This is a genomic window from Halorubrum ezzemoulense, assembly GCF_004126515.1.
Classification (GTDB): Archaea; Halobacteriota; Halobacteria; order Halobacteriales; family Haloferacaceae; genus Halorubrum; species Halorubrum ezzemoulense.
This window is the reverse complement of record NZ_CP034940.1, coordinates 1,199,368-1,216,555: the sequence shown is the minus strand read 5'-3', so window position 1 is coordinate 1,216,555 and position 17,188 is coordinate 1,199,368. Positions and strand designations below refer to the sequence as shown.

Below are 17,188 nucleotides of genomic sequence, written 5' to 3'. Positions count from 1 at the left end.
GACGAGCACGCATGGACGGGCCCGGATCGGAACCGATCGACCGCGCGCTCGCCGCGGCGTTTCCGGACCGCGAGGTCGACCGGCTGACCGGCGTCGGCCCCTCTTGGAACGGCGCCAACGAGACGGTCGGCGTCGCCTTCGCGGACGGCTCCTGGGCATTCCTCAAAGTCGCGCTCGCCGACGAGAGCCACCGGCTCACCCGGGAGCGCGCCGTGCTCCGATACGTCGGCGCGCACGGCCTCCTCCCGGTCCCCGAGGTGCTGGCGGCCGATCCGGACGGGGACCCGGCGTACCTCGCGACGGCGCCGGCCCCCGGCCGCGGGCTGCTGGAGGCCTACGAGGCCGCGAGCGACGACGAGCGCGAGCGACTGCTCCGCCGCGTCGGGGGCGCGCTCGCCGCGCTCCACGCCGACCGGTTCGCGAGCCACGGGGAGATCGTCGGCGCGGGGACGGAGCGCGGGAGCGCGGCGGAAGGAGCGGCGACCGCGGGACCCGACGCGCAGACCGGACTCGCGATCGAGTTCGCACCGTGGACGGACGTGCTGCTCGCGACGGTCGAGCGGACGCGCGAGATCGGCACCTCGGAGCGGCTCGCCGACCACTACGACGCCGTCGTCGACTGCGTGCGCGCGAACCGGGACCTGCTCGACGGCGCGCCGGCGGCGCTGCTCCACGGCGACATCACGAAGCCGAACCTCTTCGTGACGGCCGAAGGGGACGGGGCGGACGCTACCGACGGCCCGGGCGTCGCGGCGATCGACTGGGAGCTGTCCCACGTCGGCGACCCGGCTCGGGACCTGGTGCGCGCGGAGGACCAGCTGCTCAACGGGTTCGACTCGACCGGCTCGGAACGGTTCGCCGCGGCCCTCCGCGAGGGATACCGCGAGCGCGCCGGGGGGCTTCCCGAGGGGTTCGAACGGCGGCGCCCCGTCTACGAGGTCGTCAGAATGCTCGGACGCTCGGGATTCATCGATCAGTGGGTACCGTACCTCGACGAGCCCCTCGATGCCTTGGTCGATCGGGCGGACGCCGAGCTGCGGGCGCGGCTCGACGCGGTCTGATCGCGGTGTCAGCCGGCCGCCCCGTCAGCGGTTCCACGCCGCGTCGTCGGGGTCGATCTGACGTTCCCCCAGATCGAGCGCATCGATTTCATCGAGGTCCTCGTCGGGCAGGTCGACGTCGACTGCGCGCAGGTTCTCCCGCAGGTGGTCGCCTCGCCCCTTCGGGATCGGCACGATCCCGCGATCGAGCGCCCACGCGAGCGCGACGACCGCCGGCGAGAGGTCGTTTCGCTCGGCGATTTCGAGGATCGCCGGATCATCGAGGATCTCCCCGCGGCCGAGCGGGGAGTAGCCCACGAGCCGGTGGTCGAACTCGTCGGCGAGGGCGCGCAGTTCCGGCTGCCGGAACCGCGGGTGACACTCGACTTGGTGGGCCGCGATCGGCGCGTCGAGGATCTCGCGGGCCTCGCGCAGCAGATCGGGCGTGAAGTTCGAGACGCCGACGTGGTCGGTCACCCCCTCATCACGGAGTTCGTCGAACGCGGGCAGCGTGGTCTCCGCGTCGTACGCTCGGATCGGCCAGTGGACGTACAGGAGGTCGACGCGGTCGAGGCCGAGCCGATCCAGGCTCGCCCGCGCCGTCTCGCGGACGTCGTCGGGCGCGAGGTTCTCGGGGTGGACCTTCGTCGCGACGACCACGTCGTCGCGATCGACGTCGCTCGCGGCGATCCCCTCGCCGACCGCCGCCTCGTTGTCGTACATCTGCGCGGTGTCGACGTGACGGTAGCCGGCGTCCAGCGCCGCGGCGACGGTGTCGGTACAGGTCTCGGGGTCGTCGAGCCCGGACGTTCCGAGCCCGATCGACAGGTCGAGCGGTGGCACGCGTTCGCGTTCCGGCCGCCGGGTGAAAAAGGCGCGCGAGCCGGCACGTCACGATCCCGCAGTTCCGTGCGCGTCCCGTGCGCTTGTCGCGCCCCGCACCCTTAATCCGTCGCGACCGTAGGACGGGTCGATGGCGACCGGACCCGCGCTCCCCTCGACCCCGGATCCGCTCCCGCTGGGCGCGCTCTCCGACCCGATCCTCGTCGACCCCGGACCGCGACTGCTCCGCGCGGTCGTCGAGGCGTACCGGGAGGCCGCCCCGGTGCTCGTCGAGCCGAGCGTCGCGGAGCTTGCCGGTGAGGCGCACGGGGACGGCGGGGAGGGAGACCGCGACCCGTCCGGTCTCCCGCCGCTGAACGTGTTCGCAGGCGAGCCCGCGGTCGACGCCATGACCGCCGGGTTCCGGCCTGCGAGCCGGCTCGCGGCGCTCCTCGACGCCGACGCGATCGACCTCCGGGTCCTCGACACGCCGCAGCCGAACCCCGTGCTGGTGGGAGCGGAGACGGGGTTCGCGCTGATCGGAAGCGAACGCGACGGGGCGGGCGGGGAGACGAGCGAGGAGACGACCGGAGCGGTGAGTCGGTGGCACCGGATCGGCGACGACGCCACGCTCCGCGAGCGGTACGCGCCGCGGTTCGCGGCGGCCGAGCCGTACCGGCTCCGGACGCCGAGCCGACGGCGGGTGTACGAGGGGTTCGCGACGCGGTGTGACGAATCGGTCGCCGCGGCGGTGCTCCGCGCGCTCGATGCCGAGGTCGGCGCCGATTCGCGCGGAGCCGCGGGTCCAGACTCCGAGGAGACCCGCGTCCGCGCCTACGCGGTGGGCGCCCGCGAAGGCGCCCTCGACCGCACCCTCCGGCGGGCCTGCGAGGACGCGGGTCTCGGGAGCCCCTCGACGTTCACGCGGATAAAACGGCTCCTGCGGGAGGCCGAGCTGATCGAGACCGTCTCCGAGCCGCAACCGGTCGGGCGCCCGCGCGAGCGGCTCGCGGCGCGCGGCGCGCTCGCGGCGGCGGAGACGGCGGAAGAGACGGTCGCGGCGGTTCGCGGCGTAACAGGGTGAGAAGCGTTCGGACGCCCGTCACCGGGCGTCATTCCGGACGGATCAGTCGTCTTTCGTCTTGATGTCCGCCGAGAGGCCCTGCGCCATCTCGATCTCCTTCGAGTTGTTCAGGGTCCATGCGGTGCGGTCGGTGACGGCCTCGATCGCCTCCCGGGCGGAGGGGTAGCCGTTGCCGGACTTCTTCACGCCGCCGAAGGGGAGCTGGACCTCGGCGCCGATGCACGGGAGGTTGCCGTACGCCAGCCCCAGCTCGGCGCGGTCGCGGTAGTAGTTGATCTGTCGGTAGTCCTCGGAGATGATCGCGCCAGCCAGCCCGTAGTCGGTGTCGTTCTGGATCTCGACGGCCTCCTCGATGTCGCCGTCGTACTCCATGAGCGCGACGTGGGGTCCGAACACCTCCTCGTGAGTACACGTCAGGTCGGCGTGGGCGTCGGCCTCGTAGACGAACGGACCGACCCAGTAGCCGTCCTCGTGGCCGTCTGGGATCTCCTCGTCGTCGAGCTCGGTCCGGTCGACGAGCACGTTCACGCCCTCCTCGCGGGCCGCCTCGTTGTTTCGGGTGACCTTCTCGCGGTGTTCCTCCTCGATGAGCGGCCCCATGAAGGTGTCCTCGTCGAGGGGGTCACCGACCGCGACCGACTCCGCGACCTCGACGAACCGCTCCTTGAACTCGTCGTACACGTCCGTGTGGACGATCAGGCGCTCGGAGGAGACGCAGCGCTGACCGGTCGTCTTGAACGAGGACATCACCGCGGAGTGGACCGCGACGTCGAGGTCCGCCTCCTCGGTGACCACGATCCCGTTCTTGCCGCCCATCTCGCAGGCGGCGCGCTTGCCGGCGACGCCGCCGAGCTTCTCTTGGATGAGGTGGCCGACCTCGGCCGAACCGGTGAAGATGACGGTGTCGACGTCGTCGTTCTCGACGATCGCGTTGCCCGCGTCGCCGAACCCCTGTACCATGTTGAACACGCCGTCGGGGATGCCGGCGTCGTCGAACATCTCTGCGATGATCTGCGCGCACCACGGCGTCTGCTCGGCCGGCTTGAACACGACGGTGTTCCCCTCGACCAGCGCAATGGCCATGTGCCAGTAGGGGATCGCGACCGGGAAGTTCCACGGCGTGATACAGCCGGTGACGCCGCGCGGTTTCCGTCGCATGTACGCGTCCTTCGAGGGGATCTCCGAGGGGACGATGTCTCCCTTCGGATGCCGGGCGTCGCCAGCGGCCCACTCGACCATGTGCGCGGCCTCGACCACGTCCGCTTTCCCCTCGCTGATCTCTTTCCCGCACTCCTTGGTGACGATCTCCCCGAGCTCGTCGGTCCGGTCGCGGAGCTCGTGGTACACGTCCCAGAGGTACTCCGCGCGCTGGATCCGCGAGAGCTCGCGCCACTCCTCGAACGCCGCGTCCGCTGCGTCGGCCGCGCGGTCGACGTCCTCGGGGGTCCCCTGACGGAACTCTCCGAGCGTCTCTCCGGTCGCGGGGTTCTCGCTCTCGAAGGTCTCGGACCCGTCGCCGTCGACCCACTCGCCGTCGATGTAGTGCTGGTAGGGCTGCGCCATGTTCGAGACATCCGGTCGGCACGTCCAAATAACCCACCCTACCATGGTCGGTAAGGTCTTTGTGATGTAGTGCCAAACATGCGGTACCAATGGCGACAACCGAACCAGAAGGGGCGAGCGAGTGGGCCGGAACCCGGCTCACGCTCGACCTCTGGCATCCGAACTGCTGGGCGATCGAGGCGACGAAAAAGACCGGCGGCGGCGTCCTCGCACACGCGATCTACAACTCACCGATGGCCGAAAGCGACGCGCCGAACACGGTGAACGGCCTGTTCACGGCGTTCGGAGACACGAACGAGGAGGTCGAAGCGTTGCTCGACGCGATCCGCGAGTCCGACCGCGCGGGGAACCTCTTGGAGCTACAGGAGCGGTTCGGGCGCGCTCGGGACGCCCCGGGCAACGTCGTCCGCGAGTTCTTCCTGGAGTACGACCCGGGCGACATGGTGTGTCCGACGCTTTTGGAACACGGCTTCGTCCACAGCGCGCCGGTCCGGATCGAGGGCGGACGGGAGGAGTGGCAGGTGTGTTTCGTCGGCGAGCGCACCGAGATCCGGGAGTCGCTCGACGCGGTTCAGGAGGCGGCCGGCGCGGAGGTGACGGTGGAGTCGATGTCGTCGTCGGGTCACGCCGGGCGGACCCCCCGCGAGCAGCGGCTCGACACGCTGACCACGACACAGCGGAAGGTGTACGAACACGCCCGCGAAGCGGGCTACTACGAGTGGCCCCGAGAGGCGTCGACGCGCGAGCTCGCCGACGACATGGAGGTCTCGAAGACGACGCTGCTCGAACACCTGCGGAAGGCGGAGTCGAAGCTACTGGACCCGTGAACGGCAGTGTCGACTGCGGAGCGAGTGTTACAGCGCGTCGAGCGCGGTACGGTATTTAAATATCCGCGAGCGACAGCGCCGATTGGTTATGAATGAAGGCGGTGGCGCGCGCCTGCGAGCGGCCGCTATCGGCGGCCGCGAGTCAGCACGCGCGAGGGAGTCAGTCGCCGGAGCGAAGCGACGGCGACTGACGAGGTTGGGGAGGCGTGAGGCGCCGTGCGGTCGCGGTCGGGTAGGGACTCGAAGGGGCAGTCGCGAGGACGGCGCAGGTGACGTAAGGACCGCAAGGAGCGAGCGAAGCGAGCGACTGAGGACCGCAGCGAGCGTGCGCCGTCCTCGCGACTGGGGCCTTGGAACTGTTTGCCGCCGATCTGCTAGCGACCATTTATTACCGAGCGGCCGGGAATTTGGAGGCGTCCGTCGTCGGTCGTTCAATCGCTGATAAACGGCGGACGGAAAAATTACACGCCGATTGATAAATCGTAGCGCCCGATCGCCGGTCTTTGCCCCGGTTCGTTCAGTTCCCGACGATCGCGCGCAGCGCGAACAGGGCGTTCGACTTGCGCTCCCGGATCCGCCGGTAGAAGTAGGAGAACCACTTGGAGCCGTACGGGATGTACTGGTAGACTTTCACGTCGTCTTCGGCCGCGAGTTCGAACTGCGCCGACTCCCGGACGCCGGTCAGCATCTGGACCTCGTAGGGGGTCCCGTGGTCGGCGTACAGCTGCTTCGCGTAGTCGATCATCGCGGGGTCGTGGCTCCCGACGGCGACGCCGTCGTCGAACGCCTCGAACATGTATGCGAGGCAGTCGCGGTACGACTCGTCGACGCGCGCCTTCTTCTTGTAGGAGATCTCGGCCGGCTCGTCGTACGCGCCCTTGACGAGTCGGACCTTTCCCGGGAGGTCGGCGAGCCGTTCGAGGTCCTCGCGGGTCCGCTTCAAGTTCGCCTGCACGCAGACGCCGACGTTGCCGTCCGTCTCGACGGCGTGCCGTTCGAACGCGTCGAGCGTCACGTCGGTGGTCTCGTGGTCCTCCATGTCGATCCAGACGAAGGTGCCCGTCCCGTCCGGCCCGGTCGCGGACGGCGGGTTAGCCGCCTCGACGATGCGCGCCAGGTTCTCTTCGAAGACGTCGTCGGCGATGTCGAGGCCGATCTGGCTCGATTTGACCGAGACGCAGGCGTCGACGCCGCGCTCCGCGATCGCCTCGACGAGGTCGACGTACGCGTTGGCGTCGGCGTCGGCGGGGGGCCGTTCCTCGTAGTGTTCGCCGAGCAGGTTCAGGATGCCGGCCACGCCGCGGTTGTTGAGCCCCTCGACGTGAGCGAGCGCCGCCTCCGGCGTCTCCCCGGCGACAAAGTTGCTCGCGATGGGCGGGATCATGCGATCACTGCGGATCCGGAGCGGTATATAATGGCACCCGACCAATTGTTCCGAAGACATATTCCTGTATAAAATTCTTTCAGTCCCACTACCAGCCGATTCATCGATCTGCCGCGCGCTCACCGACCATGGACGGGTCGGGGTTAAGGTAGCCGAATGTGCTCGGGACTATCGGAAACATATGTCACGGAATACCACGGGCATGACGGATCGGCGGACGCTGCTGAAACTGACCGGCGGTGCGGGACTCGTCGGACTGTCGGGCTGTCTCAGCACGACTGACGACGGCAGTGACGGCAGCGACGGCAGTGACGGCAGCGACGGCAGTGACGGCGGCGACGGCGGCGACTCGACCGAGGCCTACGAGATCGGGATGGTCGACTCCCAGACCGGGTCGCTGTCGGCGTTCGGCGAGCGGAACCAGCGCGGCGTCGACCTCGCCCTCTCGATGGTCAACGAGGTCGGCATTAACGGGCGAGACCTCGACATCGTCGTCGAGGACTCCGAGAGCGAGAACCAGGGCGGGATCGCTGCCGCCCAGAAGCTCGTCAATCAGGACGGCGTGCCGTTCCTGATCGGCGCGGTCGGCTCCGGCGTCTCGCTGGCCATCTACGAGAGCGTCATCGAAGGAACGGACGTCGTTCAGCTGAGCCAGAACTCCACCGGGCTCAACCTCACCGAGTTCCCGGGACTGCTCCGGATGTCGCCGTCGGGGCGGAGCCAGTCGCTCGCGCTCTCGAACCTCATCAGCGACGACGGCTACGACGAGGTTGCGATCACCTACGTCAACAACGACTACGGCCAGAGCCTCACGGACGCGTTCGTCGACGCGTACGAGGGCGAGGTCGTCTACAACACGCCGCACGATCAGGACCAGCAGTCGTACTCCAGCGTCATCTCGGAGATGAACAGCTCCGGCGCCGACGCGTGGCTGTTCATCACCTACCAGGCCGAGTTCGCGACGATGGTCAACGAGGTGTTCTCCTCGGGGTACGAGGCGCAGTTCTACGGCGCCGACTCCGTCTCCGGCGACAACGTGCTCGAGAACACCCCGGAGGGGAGCATCGAGGGGATGAAGATCGTCGTTCCGTCCGCGCCCGTCGAGGAGGAGAACTACCAGTCGTTCGCGGACACCTTCGAGTCGGAGTACGGCCGGCAGCCGACCTCGTGGGCGGCGTACGCGTACGACTGCGTGATCAACGCCGCCTTGGCGATCCAGGCCGCGGACGAGTTCACGGGGGCGGCGCTCCAGGACACCGTCCGGCGCGTCTCCGGGCCGGAGGGCGAGACGGTGACTTCGTTCGAGGCCGCGAGCGGGATCCTCGCGGACGGCGGCGGACCGGACGACGTCGACTATCAGGGGGTCAGCGGCCCCATCGACTTCGACGAGAACGGGGACCCGATCGGCTTTCTTCAGGTCCTGGAGGTCCAGGACCACGCGTACGAAGGCATCGACTTCATCGAAGGCTAATCCCGACCGATGACCGTCCTCGGATACCTGGCTAACGGATTGGTGTTCAGCAGCATCATCGTCCTCGGCAGCATCGGGCTGTCGCTGGTGTACAGCATCGCGGACTTCGCGAACTTCGCGCACGGCGACACGATGACGATCGGTGCGTACTCGGCGCTCGTGACCTTCGGCGCCGTCGGCGGGCTCGGCGGCGCGGTGTTGGGGCTCCCGTACGGCTTCTTCCTAGCCTTGGTCGTCGGGATCGCAGTCGCCGCGGTCGTGGCGGTCGCCACCGAGAAGCTCATCTACGAGCCGCTCGACGTCGACTCGATCGGCCTGCTGATCACGTCGATCGGGATCGCGTTCATCTACCGCGCGGTGATCCAGATCCGGTTCGGCTCCGACTTCACCCGGTTCGACGTCCGGCCGCTGCGGCCGATCGAGGCGCTGGTGCCGTACGGCGTCCGGATAACGCTCCACGACGTCGCGATATTCGGATCGGCGGTGGCGCTCGTCGTCGGGCTCCACGTCCTGCTCCAGTACACCGACCTCGGTCGGAAGATGCGCGCGATGGCGGACAACCCCGACCTCGCGCGGGTTAGCGGTATCCGGACGAAGCGGGTCAAGCTGTGGACGTGGGTCATCGGCGCCGGGCTCGCCGGCGCGGGCGGCGTGTTCCTCGGACTGTTCAATCAGCTCGCGCCCCGGATGGGCTTTAACCTCTTGTTGGTGATCTTCGCGGCGGTGATCCTCGGCGGGATAGGCTCCGTCTACGGCGCGATGGCGGGCGGGTTCCTCATCGGCATGATAAACCAGCTAACGCCGTTCTTCTCCAACGTGGTCGAGGCGCTACCGATCCGTCCGAACTGGCTCGCGACCGTGATCGAGAACATGATCACTATCGAATACGCGAACGCGATCGCGTTCGTGATCATGGTCGTCGTGCTGTTGGTCCGGCCCAACGGGATCGCCGGGGAGGGCGCGACGTGAGCCTCCTCGACGACCCGAAAGCGGCGTTCGCAGACCTCTCCCGCCCGGAGGGGTGGGTGCTCGGCGTCAGCGTCGCGTTCGTACTGTTCCTCTTCGTCGCGATGCTCACCGGCGCGCTCGGTCCGACGTACTTCCTGTTCCTCGTCGAACTGGCGGGGATGTACGCGCTGTTGTCCTTCGGGCTGAACGCCCAGTGGGGGTTCACGGGACTGATCAACTTCAGCGTCGCCGCGTTCTTCGGCATCGGCGCGTACGGCACCGCGCTGATGACCGCGAGCGGCTCGCCGATCGCCGGCGGATTCAGTCCGCTCGTCGGGCTCGCCGTCGCGCTCGTCGTCGCGCTCGCGCTCGCGCTGCTCATCGGCATCCCGACGCTCAGGCTCCGGGCCGACTACCTCGCCATCGCGTCGCTCGGGCTCGCGGAGGTCGTGCGGCTGATCGTGTTAAACGAGCGCTGGCTGACGAACGGGAGCGCGGGGCTGCGCGGCATCCCGGGCTTCTTCGACGGGTGGCCGGTGCTCTCGACGTTCCCGGAAGCGATGCCGGGGCTCCGGCTGGAGGTGATCCCCGGGTCGCCGGTGATCCTGGAGACGGCGTTCTGGCAGGCGTCGCTGAACGTCCTGTTGGTGCTCGCGTTCGCGGGCGCGGCGTACTTCGTCCTCCGGCGCGCACACCGATCGCCGTGGGGGCGCGTGCTGCGCACGATCCGCTCCGACGAGGACCTCGCGCGGGCGCTGGGCAAGAACACCTACTCGTTCAAGATGCAGTCGTTCGTCCTCGGGAGCCTGATAATGGCGCTTGCGGGCGTCTTCTACGCGCATCTGAACCTCTACGTCGGGCCGGGCGACTTGGACCCGATCACGACGTTCTACGCGTGGGTCGCGGTGATCTTGGGCGGCAGCGGCTCCAACCGTGGAGCGCTGTTCGGCGGGATCGTCATCGTCACGATCCGCGAGGGGACGCGCTTCCTGAACGACGTGGCGCTCCCGATCGACCCCGCGCCGTTGCGACTGCTGTTGATCGGCGTCGTCATCGTCGCCGTCATGCGCTACCGGCCGCAGGGGGTCCTCCCGCCGCAGCGGGAGCTGATCTGGCCGAGCGCGGTCGGCGGTGGCGGAACGCCCGAGACGCCGGACAGCGGCGTCCGCGAGCGGAAGGGAGGTGATGACGATGAGTGAGGGCGCGCTTCCGAAGGAGGACGCGGTCCTCCGCGTCGACGACCTCCAGAAGTCGTTCGGCGGGCTCGCGGCGACCGACCACGCGACGTTCGCGGTGGAGCGCGGAACCATCACCGGGCTCATCGGCCCGAACGGCGCCGGGAAGTCGACGCTTTTCAACCTCATCTCCGGCTTCTACGAGCCGGACGGCGGGACCGTGGAGGTGAACGGGACCGACGTGACCGGCATGGAGCCGTACCAAGTCGCGGAACACGGGCTCATCCGGACGTTCCAGACGCCCCGGAAGCTGGAGGGGATGACGGTCCGCGAGGCGATGCTGGTCGGTCCGCGGAAACAGCCCGGCGAGTCGTTCCTCACGCTTTTCACCTCGCCGGGGACGGTCGCGGAGAGCGAGTCGGCGAACCTCGCCGAGGCGGAGCGGATACTGGAGGACTTCGAGATCGACCACCTCGCGACCCAGCCCGCCACCGACATCTCCGGCGGCCAGATGAAGCTCGTCGAGCTCGCGCGGGCGATGCTCGCCGAGCCGGAGGTGCTGCTGCTCGACGAGCCTGTGGCGGGGGTGAACCCGACGCTGGCAAAGAAGCTCAAAGGCCAAATCCGGCGGCTCAACGAGCAGGGAACTACGTTCCTGCTCATCGAACACGACATGGAGTTCGTGATGGACCTGGCGGACCCGATCGTCGTCTTGGATCAGGGACACGTCCTGACGGAGGGGACGCCGGAGGGGGTCCGGAACGACGACCGCGTCATCGACGCGTACCTCGGAGGCGGAAGATGAGCGACGGTATGACAGACGACACGACCGGGGCCGCGGACGGGCCTCACGGCGGAACCGACCCCGTGCTCTCGCTGTCGGGCGTCGACAGCGGGTACGGCGAGGTGCAGGTGCTCGACGACTGCTCGGTCCGGCTCGACCCGGGCGAGATCGTCTGTCTCGTCGGGCCAAACGGCGCCGGGAAGTCGACGGTGCTCAAGACCGCGTTCGGGATGTTGACGCCGTGGACGGGGACCGTCGAGTACCACGGCCGCGACATCGGCGGGATGGCGCCCGAGGAGATCGTCCGCGAGGGGATCGGCTACGTCCCCCAGACCGACAACGTGTTCGGCTCGCTGACGATCGACGAGAACCTCCGGATGGGCGGCGTCGCCCGCGACGGGAGCCTCGAGGAAGTCATCGAGACGCTGTACGACCGGTTCCCGATCATCGACGAGAAGCGCGGCTCGAAGGCGAAGACGCTCTCCGGCGGCCAGCGTCAGGTGCTCGCGTTCGCCCGCGCGCTGGTGATGGAGCCCGACGTGCTGCTCATCGACGAGCCGTCGGCGGGGCTCGCACCGAACACCGCCGACGACGTGTTCGAGGACGTCAAGGAGGTCAACGACATGGACACGGCGATCCTCATGGTCGAGCAGAACGTGACGAAGGGGCTCGGCATCTCCGACCGCGGCTACGTCCTCGACCAGGGGACCGTCCGGTTCGAGGGGACGCCGGAGGAGCTGTTGAACGACGAAGAGGTCTCGCAGCTGTACCTGGGCGGCTGAGTCTCCGGTCGGTCCGCTTTCTCGCGGCGTCTCACGCCGTGCGCTTCTCGAGCTCGCCCGTCAGCTCCGCGGCGTCGAAGTCGTGGTCGGGACGGATCGCGACGAAGTCGAGGAATCGGCGCGCCGCGAGCAGCTCGTCGGTCGAGTAGCTCGTCAGCGCGGCGGCGATCGCGTCGGCCGCGCCGAGGATCGGCTCCAGCGCCGCGAGCGCGCTCGCGAGGTCGTACGCGCGAGCGGCCTCGCGCCCGTCCTCGCTCACGCGGGTCGCGTCGATGACGTAGAGGTCGCCGTCGGCGACGAGGACGTTCTCGGCCCGGAGGTCGCCGTGCGCGAGCCCCGCGTCGTGGACGGTCCGCAGCGTCGAGAACAGCTCTGGCGCGAGCCGGGCGACGGCGTCGGCGTCGAGCTCGTCCAGCGTGCGGAACTCGGGGAGGTACTCCAACACCAGCACGCCGAGGTCGCCGACCTCGAACGCCTCGACCGGCTCCGGCGCGTTGACGCCGAGCTCGCGGACCCGGCGGGTCGCCTCCAGCTCGTGACGCGCCATCTCGTAGGGGGTCTCGTGGCGCTCGAAGAACCCCTCGGTGCCGGACGAGACCGCGCCGAGGTTCCGCCCGGTGGTGAACAGCGCGTGGACGAGCGTGTTCTGCCGGGTGATCACCTTCACGAAGAGGTCGTCGTCGACGACCATCGGCGTCGACAGCCAGTTGTCGGCGTCGAGAAACCGGACCCGGATCGTATCGCGGTCGTACCGGTCCGCCAGCTCGCGCGCGACGCGCTCGACGTCGGGCCAGTCGACGCGCCCCCGGACGAGCTCGCGGAACTCCATACCGACGGCACGCGGCGGCGCCTGATAAGTCGTCGGCTCGCGGCGGCGCCTGATAAGTCGTCGGCGCGGGGCGACACCACCGACCCCGCCACAGTCCATCACGGTCGTTCGCATCGTTTATGCCCACGCGTCGCAATTCTTGCCCATGGACTTCGAGGTACCCGCCGAACACCGGATGATACGCGACACCGTCCGAGAGTTCTGCGAGGAGGAGATCGCGCCGATCGCCCAGGAGATCGAGGACGAACACCGCTTCCCCGAGGAGGTGTTCGAGTCGCTCGCGGACTTGGACATGATGGGGATTCCGGTCTCGGAGGAGTACGGCGGGCTCGGCGGCGACCAGCTGATGTACGCCCTGGTCACGGAGGAGCTCGGCCGCGTCTCCGGCGGGATCGGCCTCTCGTACGCCGCGCACACCTCTCTGGGCGCGAAGCCGATCGACCTGTTCGGCACCGACGAACAGAAGGAGGAGTGGCTCCGCCCGCTCGCTGAGGGCGAGGGGCTCGGCGCGTGGGCGCTCACGGAGCCCGGGAGCGGCTCGGACGCCTCCGACATGGACACGACCGCGGAGTACGACGCCGAGGCGGGCGAGTACGTGCTGAACGGCACCAAGCAGTTCATCACGAACGCGAACGTCGCGAACTCGGTCCTCGTGAAGGCGGTGACGGACCCCGAGGCCGGCTACGACGGCATCTCGACGTTCATCGTCGACCCCGAGAACGACGACGGGTTCGAGGTGACGACGGTCTGGGACAAGATGGGGCTCAACAGCTCGCCGACCTGCGAGATCAGCTTCGACGACGTGCGGATCCCGGAGGACCGGCTGCTCGGCGAGGAGGGCGAGGGGTGGACACAGACGATGAAGACGCTCGACGGCGGGCGCATCTCCATCGCCGCGCTCTCGGTCGGGCTTGCGCAGGGGGCCTACGAGGCCGCCAAGGAGTACTCCGGCGAACGCGAGCAGTTCGGCAAGCCGATATCGAAGTTCGACGCGGTCCGCGACAAGGTGGTCCACATGCACCGGCAGATCGAGCGCGCCCGACTCCTCACCCACCGGGCGGCGACGAAGTACGACGCCGGGGAGTCGGTCACCCGGGAGTCGGCGCTGGCGAAACTCGACGCCAGCGAGGCGGCCCGCGAGGTCGCCGAGGAGGCGGTCCAGACGCTCGGCGGCTACGGCTACACCACCGACTTCGCGCCGCAGCGCTTCTACCGCGACGCGAAGCTGATGGAGATCGGCGAGGGGACCAGCGAGATCCAGCACGTCGTCATCGGGCGCGAACTCGGCCTCTAGTCGGGCAAGTCGTCAGTCAGCGACGCCGGGCGCTCGGCGCGCCTCAGGGGAATTCGATCAGGTCGTCGTCGACGGCGCGCAGGCTCTCCGCGAGCCGCGAGCCTTCAGGGACCGCCCGCCGGAACGGCGCCGAGCCGAACGCCGCCTCGCCGTTGACGGAGACGAGCCCGAGGTCGACGGGGTCGCCGTCGAGTCCCGTTAGGAACGCGACGGTGCGGACCGCGGGCACGTCGCCCGCCCGCGCGTCCGGGTCGATGGAGCCGTACAGCGTGCGGTTCTCCGCGACGTGGTGGACGCAGGTCGGCGTCGGCGCGAAACACAGGAGGTAGCGCGCGCCCGGCTCGGTGCGACCGAGCTTGGGGCGGAGCGCGTGGCGTTCGTCGACGTGGAAGTACCGCTCCATCCGGCGGTACTGGCGCAGGATCTCGTTCGCGCCGGTGGCGCGGCGGACCGCGGCGTCGGCCTTGAGCTCGATCACGCGGTCGACCGGTTCGGGCGTTCGGGTTCGGACGAAGAGGTCGACGACCCCCTGCCGCCCGTCGGCGTCGTACGGCTCCTCGAGCCGGATCGCCGGCGACTCGGCCGTCGCCTCGTAGTGTTCGACGAGCCGGGTCGCGAGCGCGTCCTCGCGCATGGCTCTCGCGAGGCGTCGGAGGGCGATAAGTCCGCCCTTCGCGGCGCGCTGCGACCGCCCGCCGACCGGAGTCATAGCCGCTCGGGAAATTCCTGCGAACCGGAAGCTATCACGGGGTTTGTAAGGCTTCGACCCCTACGAAAAGTGATGTCTGATAAACTGTCCAGACGGCGGTATCTCGCCGGAACCGGCGCCGCGTTGACCATCGGGACACTCGCGGGCTGCTCCGGAGGCGGTGACGGCTCCGACGGGTCGGACGGTTCCGACGGCTCCGGCGGAGGCGGCAGCGCCGTCGAGGACGTCCCGAGCGAGATAGACGAGTACCTGTCCGAGGCCCGGATGTACGAGGGCACCATCATGGACTTCACGGGACAGGACGAGGTGACCGTCGAGGTCGGCGCCGGCGACGTCGGGTTCGCCTTCTCGCCAGCGGCGATCCGCATCGACTCCAGCACGACCGTCGTCTGGGAGTGGACCGGCAACGGGGGCGCGCACAACGTGGCCTCGGTCGAGGGGTCCGAGTCCGACTTCAACAGCGGCGACTCCGTCTCCGAGGAGGGGCACACGTTCGAGCAGTCGTTCGACAACACGGGGATCCAGCTGTACCAGTGTACCCCCCACCAGGCGAACGGGATGCTCGGCGCCATCGAAGTCGTCGAAGCGTAAGCGGCCCACTTCGCGCGGTTCGAACGCGAGCGCGATTTTTTCACGCCTGCTCGGCGTTCACGAGAGGAACGACCAGCGCACGTCAACGATCCGGTCGCGTTCGCTGGTGACCGTGGGCCGCGCGAGGTGGTCGTTGGCGTTGGCGCCGGCCTCGGCGAGCCGCGACAGCGCCTCCTCCAGCGTGCGCTCCGAGCGCTCCACGCTGGCGTCGCGTTCGTAGGGGGCGTCGATCGGGTCCGCCGGCGAGTTCGAGATCGCGATCGCGTCGGTGAGGTCGCCGCCGATCGCGTGCGGCGGCTGGTGGAAGTGCCAGTCGCCGACCGTGAGGAAGAGCCACACGTCGCCGTTGATGGCGTGGTACTCGCCGGTGACGCCGTCGGCGTCGTACGCGACGACCCTAGAGAGGACGGCGGTTTTGAGCCGGTAGAGGGCGTCTTTCCGCGCCGAGCGGACGTTGCTCTCGGTCACGTCGCCGCGCTCGTAGGCGGCGGTGGCCTCGTCGGCGAACTGCTTCGCGACCTTGTTGACGACGTACAGCGATTCGAGCAGGTCGTCCGTCGGTTCGAGCGGAGTCACGAGGGGTACCGGTCGGGGCTGCGACCGGACGCAGATGGGGTCGTCGCGCTGATAGGCGTTTCGGGATCCGAGACGCCGAGACGGACCTCGCCGTCGCCGCAGCGGGTACCCCGGATGGTTAATTCTTTAAGCGCAGGGACGAAGGGGTGAGTAAGATGGCGCACGACTCCGTGAAAATGTATTCGGCGATATACGTCGCCCTCCTAGTCGCGGCGACGCTGAACTTCGCTCTCTTCGAGACGTCGTTCATCGAGTTCACCTACGCGCAGGCGCTCGGCGGCACGCTGGTGATCGCGACGGTCAAGACGCTGCTCATCGTCGCGTACTTCCAGCACCTGAAGTGGGAGAACCGCTCGCTGACCTACCTGATGGGGCTCGCGCTCGCGCTCACCATGCTGCTGATGGCGGCCGCGACGTACTCCATCTCGTAACGACTCGCGGCGTCTCTTTCTCGCTCGAACGCCTCCGAACCGTTTTCCCGGCACTTTCGCCGGGTTTTCGCTCGACCGAGCACGGTCCCGACGAGGGTCTTTCTGCTGCCACCACCTAGTGGTATTAGTTAGTTATAACTCGCCGCAAGACGAGGGACCGATGCGATGGCTTTCAGCGACCGACTCCTCGAGGCCGGATCAGAGATCTGGGACGCACAGAAGCGACACCCGTTCGTCGTTGAACTCGCGGAGGGTGAGCTCGACGAGGGCGCGTTCCGTCACTGGGTGAAACAGGACTACCGGTACCTGCTCGACTACGCGCGCGTCTTCGCGCTCGCCGGTACGAAGGCCGACGACGAGGAGACGACGCGGCGGCTGACGGCGACCGCGCACGCGACGCTGGACGACGAGATGGACCTCCACCGGTCGTTCGCCGCCGACTACGGGCTCTCCGTCGACGACCTCGACGCGGTCGAGAAGGCGCCGACCTGCGCCGCCTACACCGACTTCCTCGTCCGGACGGCCCACGAGGGGTCGATCGCGGAGATCGCGGCCGCGATCTACCCGTGCGGGCAGGGGTACCTCGACGTCGCCGACCACATGGCGAGCCTCGCGACCGAGACCCACCGGTACACGCCGTTCATCGAGAAGTACAACAGCGACGCGTTCCGCGAGACGGTCGCGTGGATGCGAGACCTCGTGGACCGGTACGGCGAGGCGTACCCGGGCGAGCGCGACGCGATGCGCGCGGCGTTCCTGCGGAGCGCCCGCCTCGAACACGCGTTCTGGGAGATGTGTTACACCCGGGAGACGTGGGAGGTCTGAATCGAGGAGCAGTCGCGCCGACGGCGGGAACGCCGACCGAGTTTTTTGTAGCC

The 17,188-nt window shown here is 68.7% G+C and carries 18 protein-coding genes; 12 read left to right on the top strand and 6 right to left on the bottom strand.

The features are described 5' to 3' along the window. Positions 1–11 precede the first annotated feature (11 nt). The gene (locus EO776_RS06080; RefSeq protein WP_089307779.1) at positions 12–1,061 is read left to right on the top strand and encodes a phosphotransferase family protein; all 1,050 of its coding nucleotides are present in this window, start codon (positions 12–14) and stop codon (positions 1,059–1,061) included. A 24-nt stretch (positions 1,062–1,085) separates the two neighbouring features. Here the strand turns inward: EO776_RS06080 and EO776_RS06075 are convergent, their stop codons facing one another. Then, positions 1,086–1,883 carry an aldo/keto reductase gene (locus tag EO776_RS06075; RefSeq protein ID WP_094519543.1) on the bottom strand — a complete coding sequence of 266 codons (798 nt, stop codon included), beginning with the start codon at positions 1,881–1,883 and terminating at the stop codon, positions 1,086–1,088. Positions 1,884–2,013: 130 nt separating this feature from the next. On the opposite strand from EO776_RS06075, the gene EO776_RS06070 reads away from it, so the two are divergent. Continuing rightward, positions 2,014–2,946 carry a transcriptional regulator TbsP domain-containing protein gene (locus EO776_RS06070; RefSeq protein ID WP_089307781.1) on the top strand — a complete coding sequence of 311 codons (933 nt, stop codon included), beginning with the start codon at positions 2,014–2,016 and terminating at the stop codon, positions 2,944–2,946. A gap of 42 nt (positions 2,947–2,988) precedes the next feature. Here the strand turns inward: EO776_RS06070 and EO776_RS06065 are convergent, their stop codons facing one another. Then, positions 2,989–4,509: an aldehyde dehydrogenase family protein gene (locus EO776_RS06065; RefSeq protein ID WP_094519544.1), complete on the bottom strand. Its 1,521-nt coding sequence runs from the start codon at positions 4,507–4,509 to the stop codon at positions 2,989–2,991. 89 nt (positions 4,510–4,598) lie between these two features. Here EO776_RS06065 and EO776_RS06060 point away from each other — a divergent pair, with 89 nt between their 5' ends. Next, a complete protein-coding gene (locus tag EO776_RS06060) occupies positions 4,599–5,336 on the top strand; it encodes a helix-turn-helix domain-containing protein (RefSeq protein WP_049929895.1) in 738 nt (245 codons plus the stop codon). A gap of 517 nt (positions 5,337–5,853) precedes the next feature. On the opposite strand, the gene EO776_RS06055 is transcribed toward EO776_RS06060, so the two are convergent. Then, the gene (locus tag EO776_RS06055; protein ID WP_094519545.1) at positions 5,854–6,720 is read right to left on the bottom strand and encodes a proline dehydrogenase family protein; all 867 of its coding nucleotides are present in this window, start codon (positions 6,718–6,720) and stop codon (positions 5,854–5,856) included. Positions 6,721–6,901: 181 nt separating this feature from the next. On the opposite strand from EO776_RS06055, the gene EO776_RS06050 reads away from it, so the two are divergent. Genes EO776_RS06050 through EO776_RS06030 form a run of 5 tightly spaced genes read left to right on the top strand, consistent with a single transcriptional unit; the run spans position 6,902 to position 11,880 of the window. After that, a complete protein-coding gene (locus EO776_RS06050; protein WP_094519546.1) occupies positions 6,902–8,191 on the top strand; it encodes an ABC transporter substrate-binding protein in 1,290 nt (429 codons plus the stop codon). 9 nt (positions 8,192–8,200) lie between these two features. Then, the gene (locus EO776_RS06045; RefSeq protein WP_004596315.1) at positions 8,201–9,160 is read left to right on the top strand and encodes a branched-chain amino acid ABC transporter permease; all 960 of its coding nucleotides are present in this window, start codon (positions 8,201–8,203) and stop codon (positions 9,158–9,160) included. Further along, positions 9,157–10,338 (top strand): branched-chain amino acid ABC transporter permease, encoded by a 1,182-nt coding sequence (locus EO776_RS06040; protein WP_100050354.1) that lies wholly within the window; start codon positions 9,157–9,159, stop codon positions 10,336–10,338. Before EO776_RS06045 ends, EO776_RS06040 begins: the two co-directional genes overlap by 4 nt. Then, a complete protein-coding gene (locus EO776_RS06035; protein WP_049929902.1) occupies positions 10,331–11,119 on the top strand; it encodes an ABC transporter ATP-binding protein in 789 nt (262 codons plus the stop codon). The genes EO776_RS06040 and EO776_RS06035 overlap by 8 nt, the downstream gene beginning before the upstream one ends. An 8-nt stretch (positions 11,120–11,127) precedes the next feature. Beyond that, the gene (locus EO776_RS06030; RefSeq protein WP_044965613.1) at positions 11,128–11,880 is read left to right on the top strand and encodes an ABC transporter ATP-binding protein; all 753 of its coding nucleotides are present in this window, start codon (positions 11,128–11,130) and stop codon (positions 11,878–11,880) included. A gap of 31 nt (positions 11,881–11,911) precedes the next feature. On the opposite strand, the gene EO776_RS06025 is transcribed toward EO776_RS06030, so the two are convergent. After that, positions 11,912–12,709, bottom strand: coding sequence for an RIO1 family regulatory kinase/ATPase domain-containing protein (locus tag EO776_RS06025; RefSeq protein ID WP_094519547.1), 798 nt, complete (start codon positions 12,707–12,709; stop codon positions 11,912–11,914). Between the two features lie 145 nt (positions 12,710–12,854). On the opposite strand from EO776_RS06025, the gene EO776_RS06020 reads away from it, so the two are divergent. After that, a complete protein-coding gene (locus EO776_RS06020) occupies positions 12,855–14,003 on the top strand; it encodes an acyl-CoA dehydrogenase family protein (protein ID WP_049929904.1) in 1,149 nt (382 codons plus the stop codon). Positions 14,004–14,046: 43 nt separating this feature from the next. Here the strand turns inward: EO776_RS06020 and EO776_RS06015 are convergent, their stop codons facing one another. After that, positions 14,047–14,637, bottom strand: coding sequence for a hypothetical protein (locus EO776_RS06015; RefSeq protein ID WP_086219841.1), 591 nt, complete (start codon positions 14,635–14,637; stop codon positions 14,047–14,049). 147 nt (positions 14,638–14,784) lie between these two features. Between EO776_RS06015 and EO776_RS06010 the strand changes: the two genes are divergently transcribed. Then, complete coding sequence (locus EO776_RS06010; RefSeq protein WP_049929906.1) at positions 14,785–15,303, top strand: halocyanin domain-containing protein; 519 nt, start codon at positions 14,785–14,787, stop codon at positions 15,301–15,303. Positions 15,304–15,360: 57 nt separating this feature from the next. On the opposite strand, the gene EO776_RS06005 is transcribed toward EO776_RS06010, so the two are convergent. Further along, a complete protein-coding gene (locus tag EO776_RS06005) occupies positions 15,361–15,879 on the bottom strand; it encodes a hypothetical protein (protein WP_049929907.1) in 519 nt (172 codons plus the stop codon). A gap of 155 nt (positions 15,880–16,034) precedes the next feature. On the opposite strand from EO776_RS06005, the gene EO776_RS06000 reads away from it, so the two are divergent. Then, complete coding sequence (locus EO776_RS06000) at positions 16,035–16,310, top strand: cytochrome C oxidase subunit IV family protein (RefSeq protein ID WP_049929908.1); 276 nt, start codon at positions 16,035–16,037, stop codon at positions 16,308–16,310. Positions 16,311–16,475: 165 nt separating this feature from the next. Then, a complete protein-coding gene (gene tenA, locus EO776_RS05995; protein WP_094494957.1) occupies positions 16,476–17,135 on the top strand; it encodes a thiaminase II in 660 nt (219 codons plus the stop codon). The last annotated feature ends 53 nt before the right edge of the window (positions 17,136–17,188 follow it).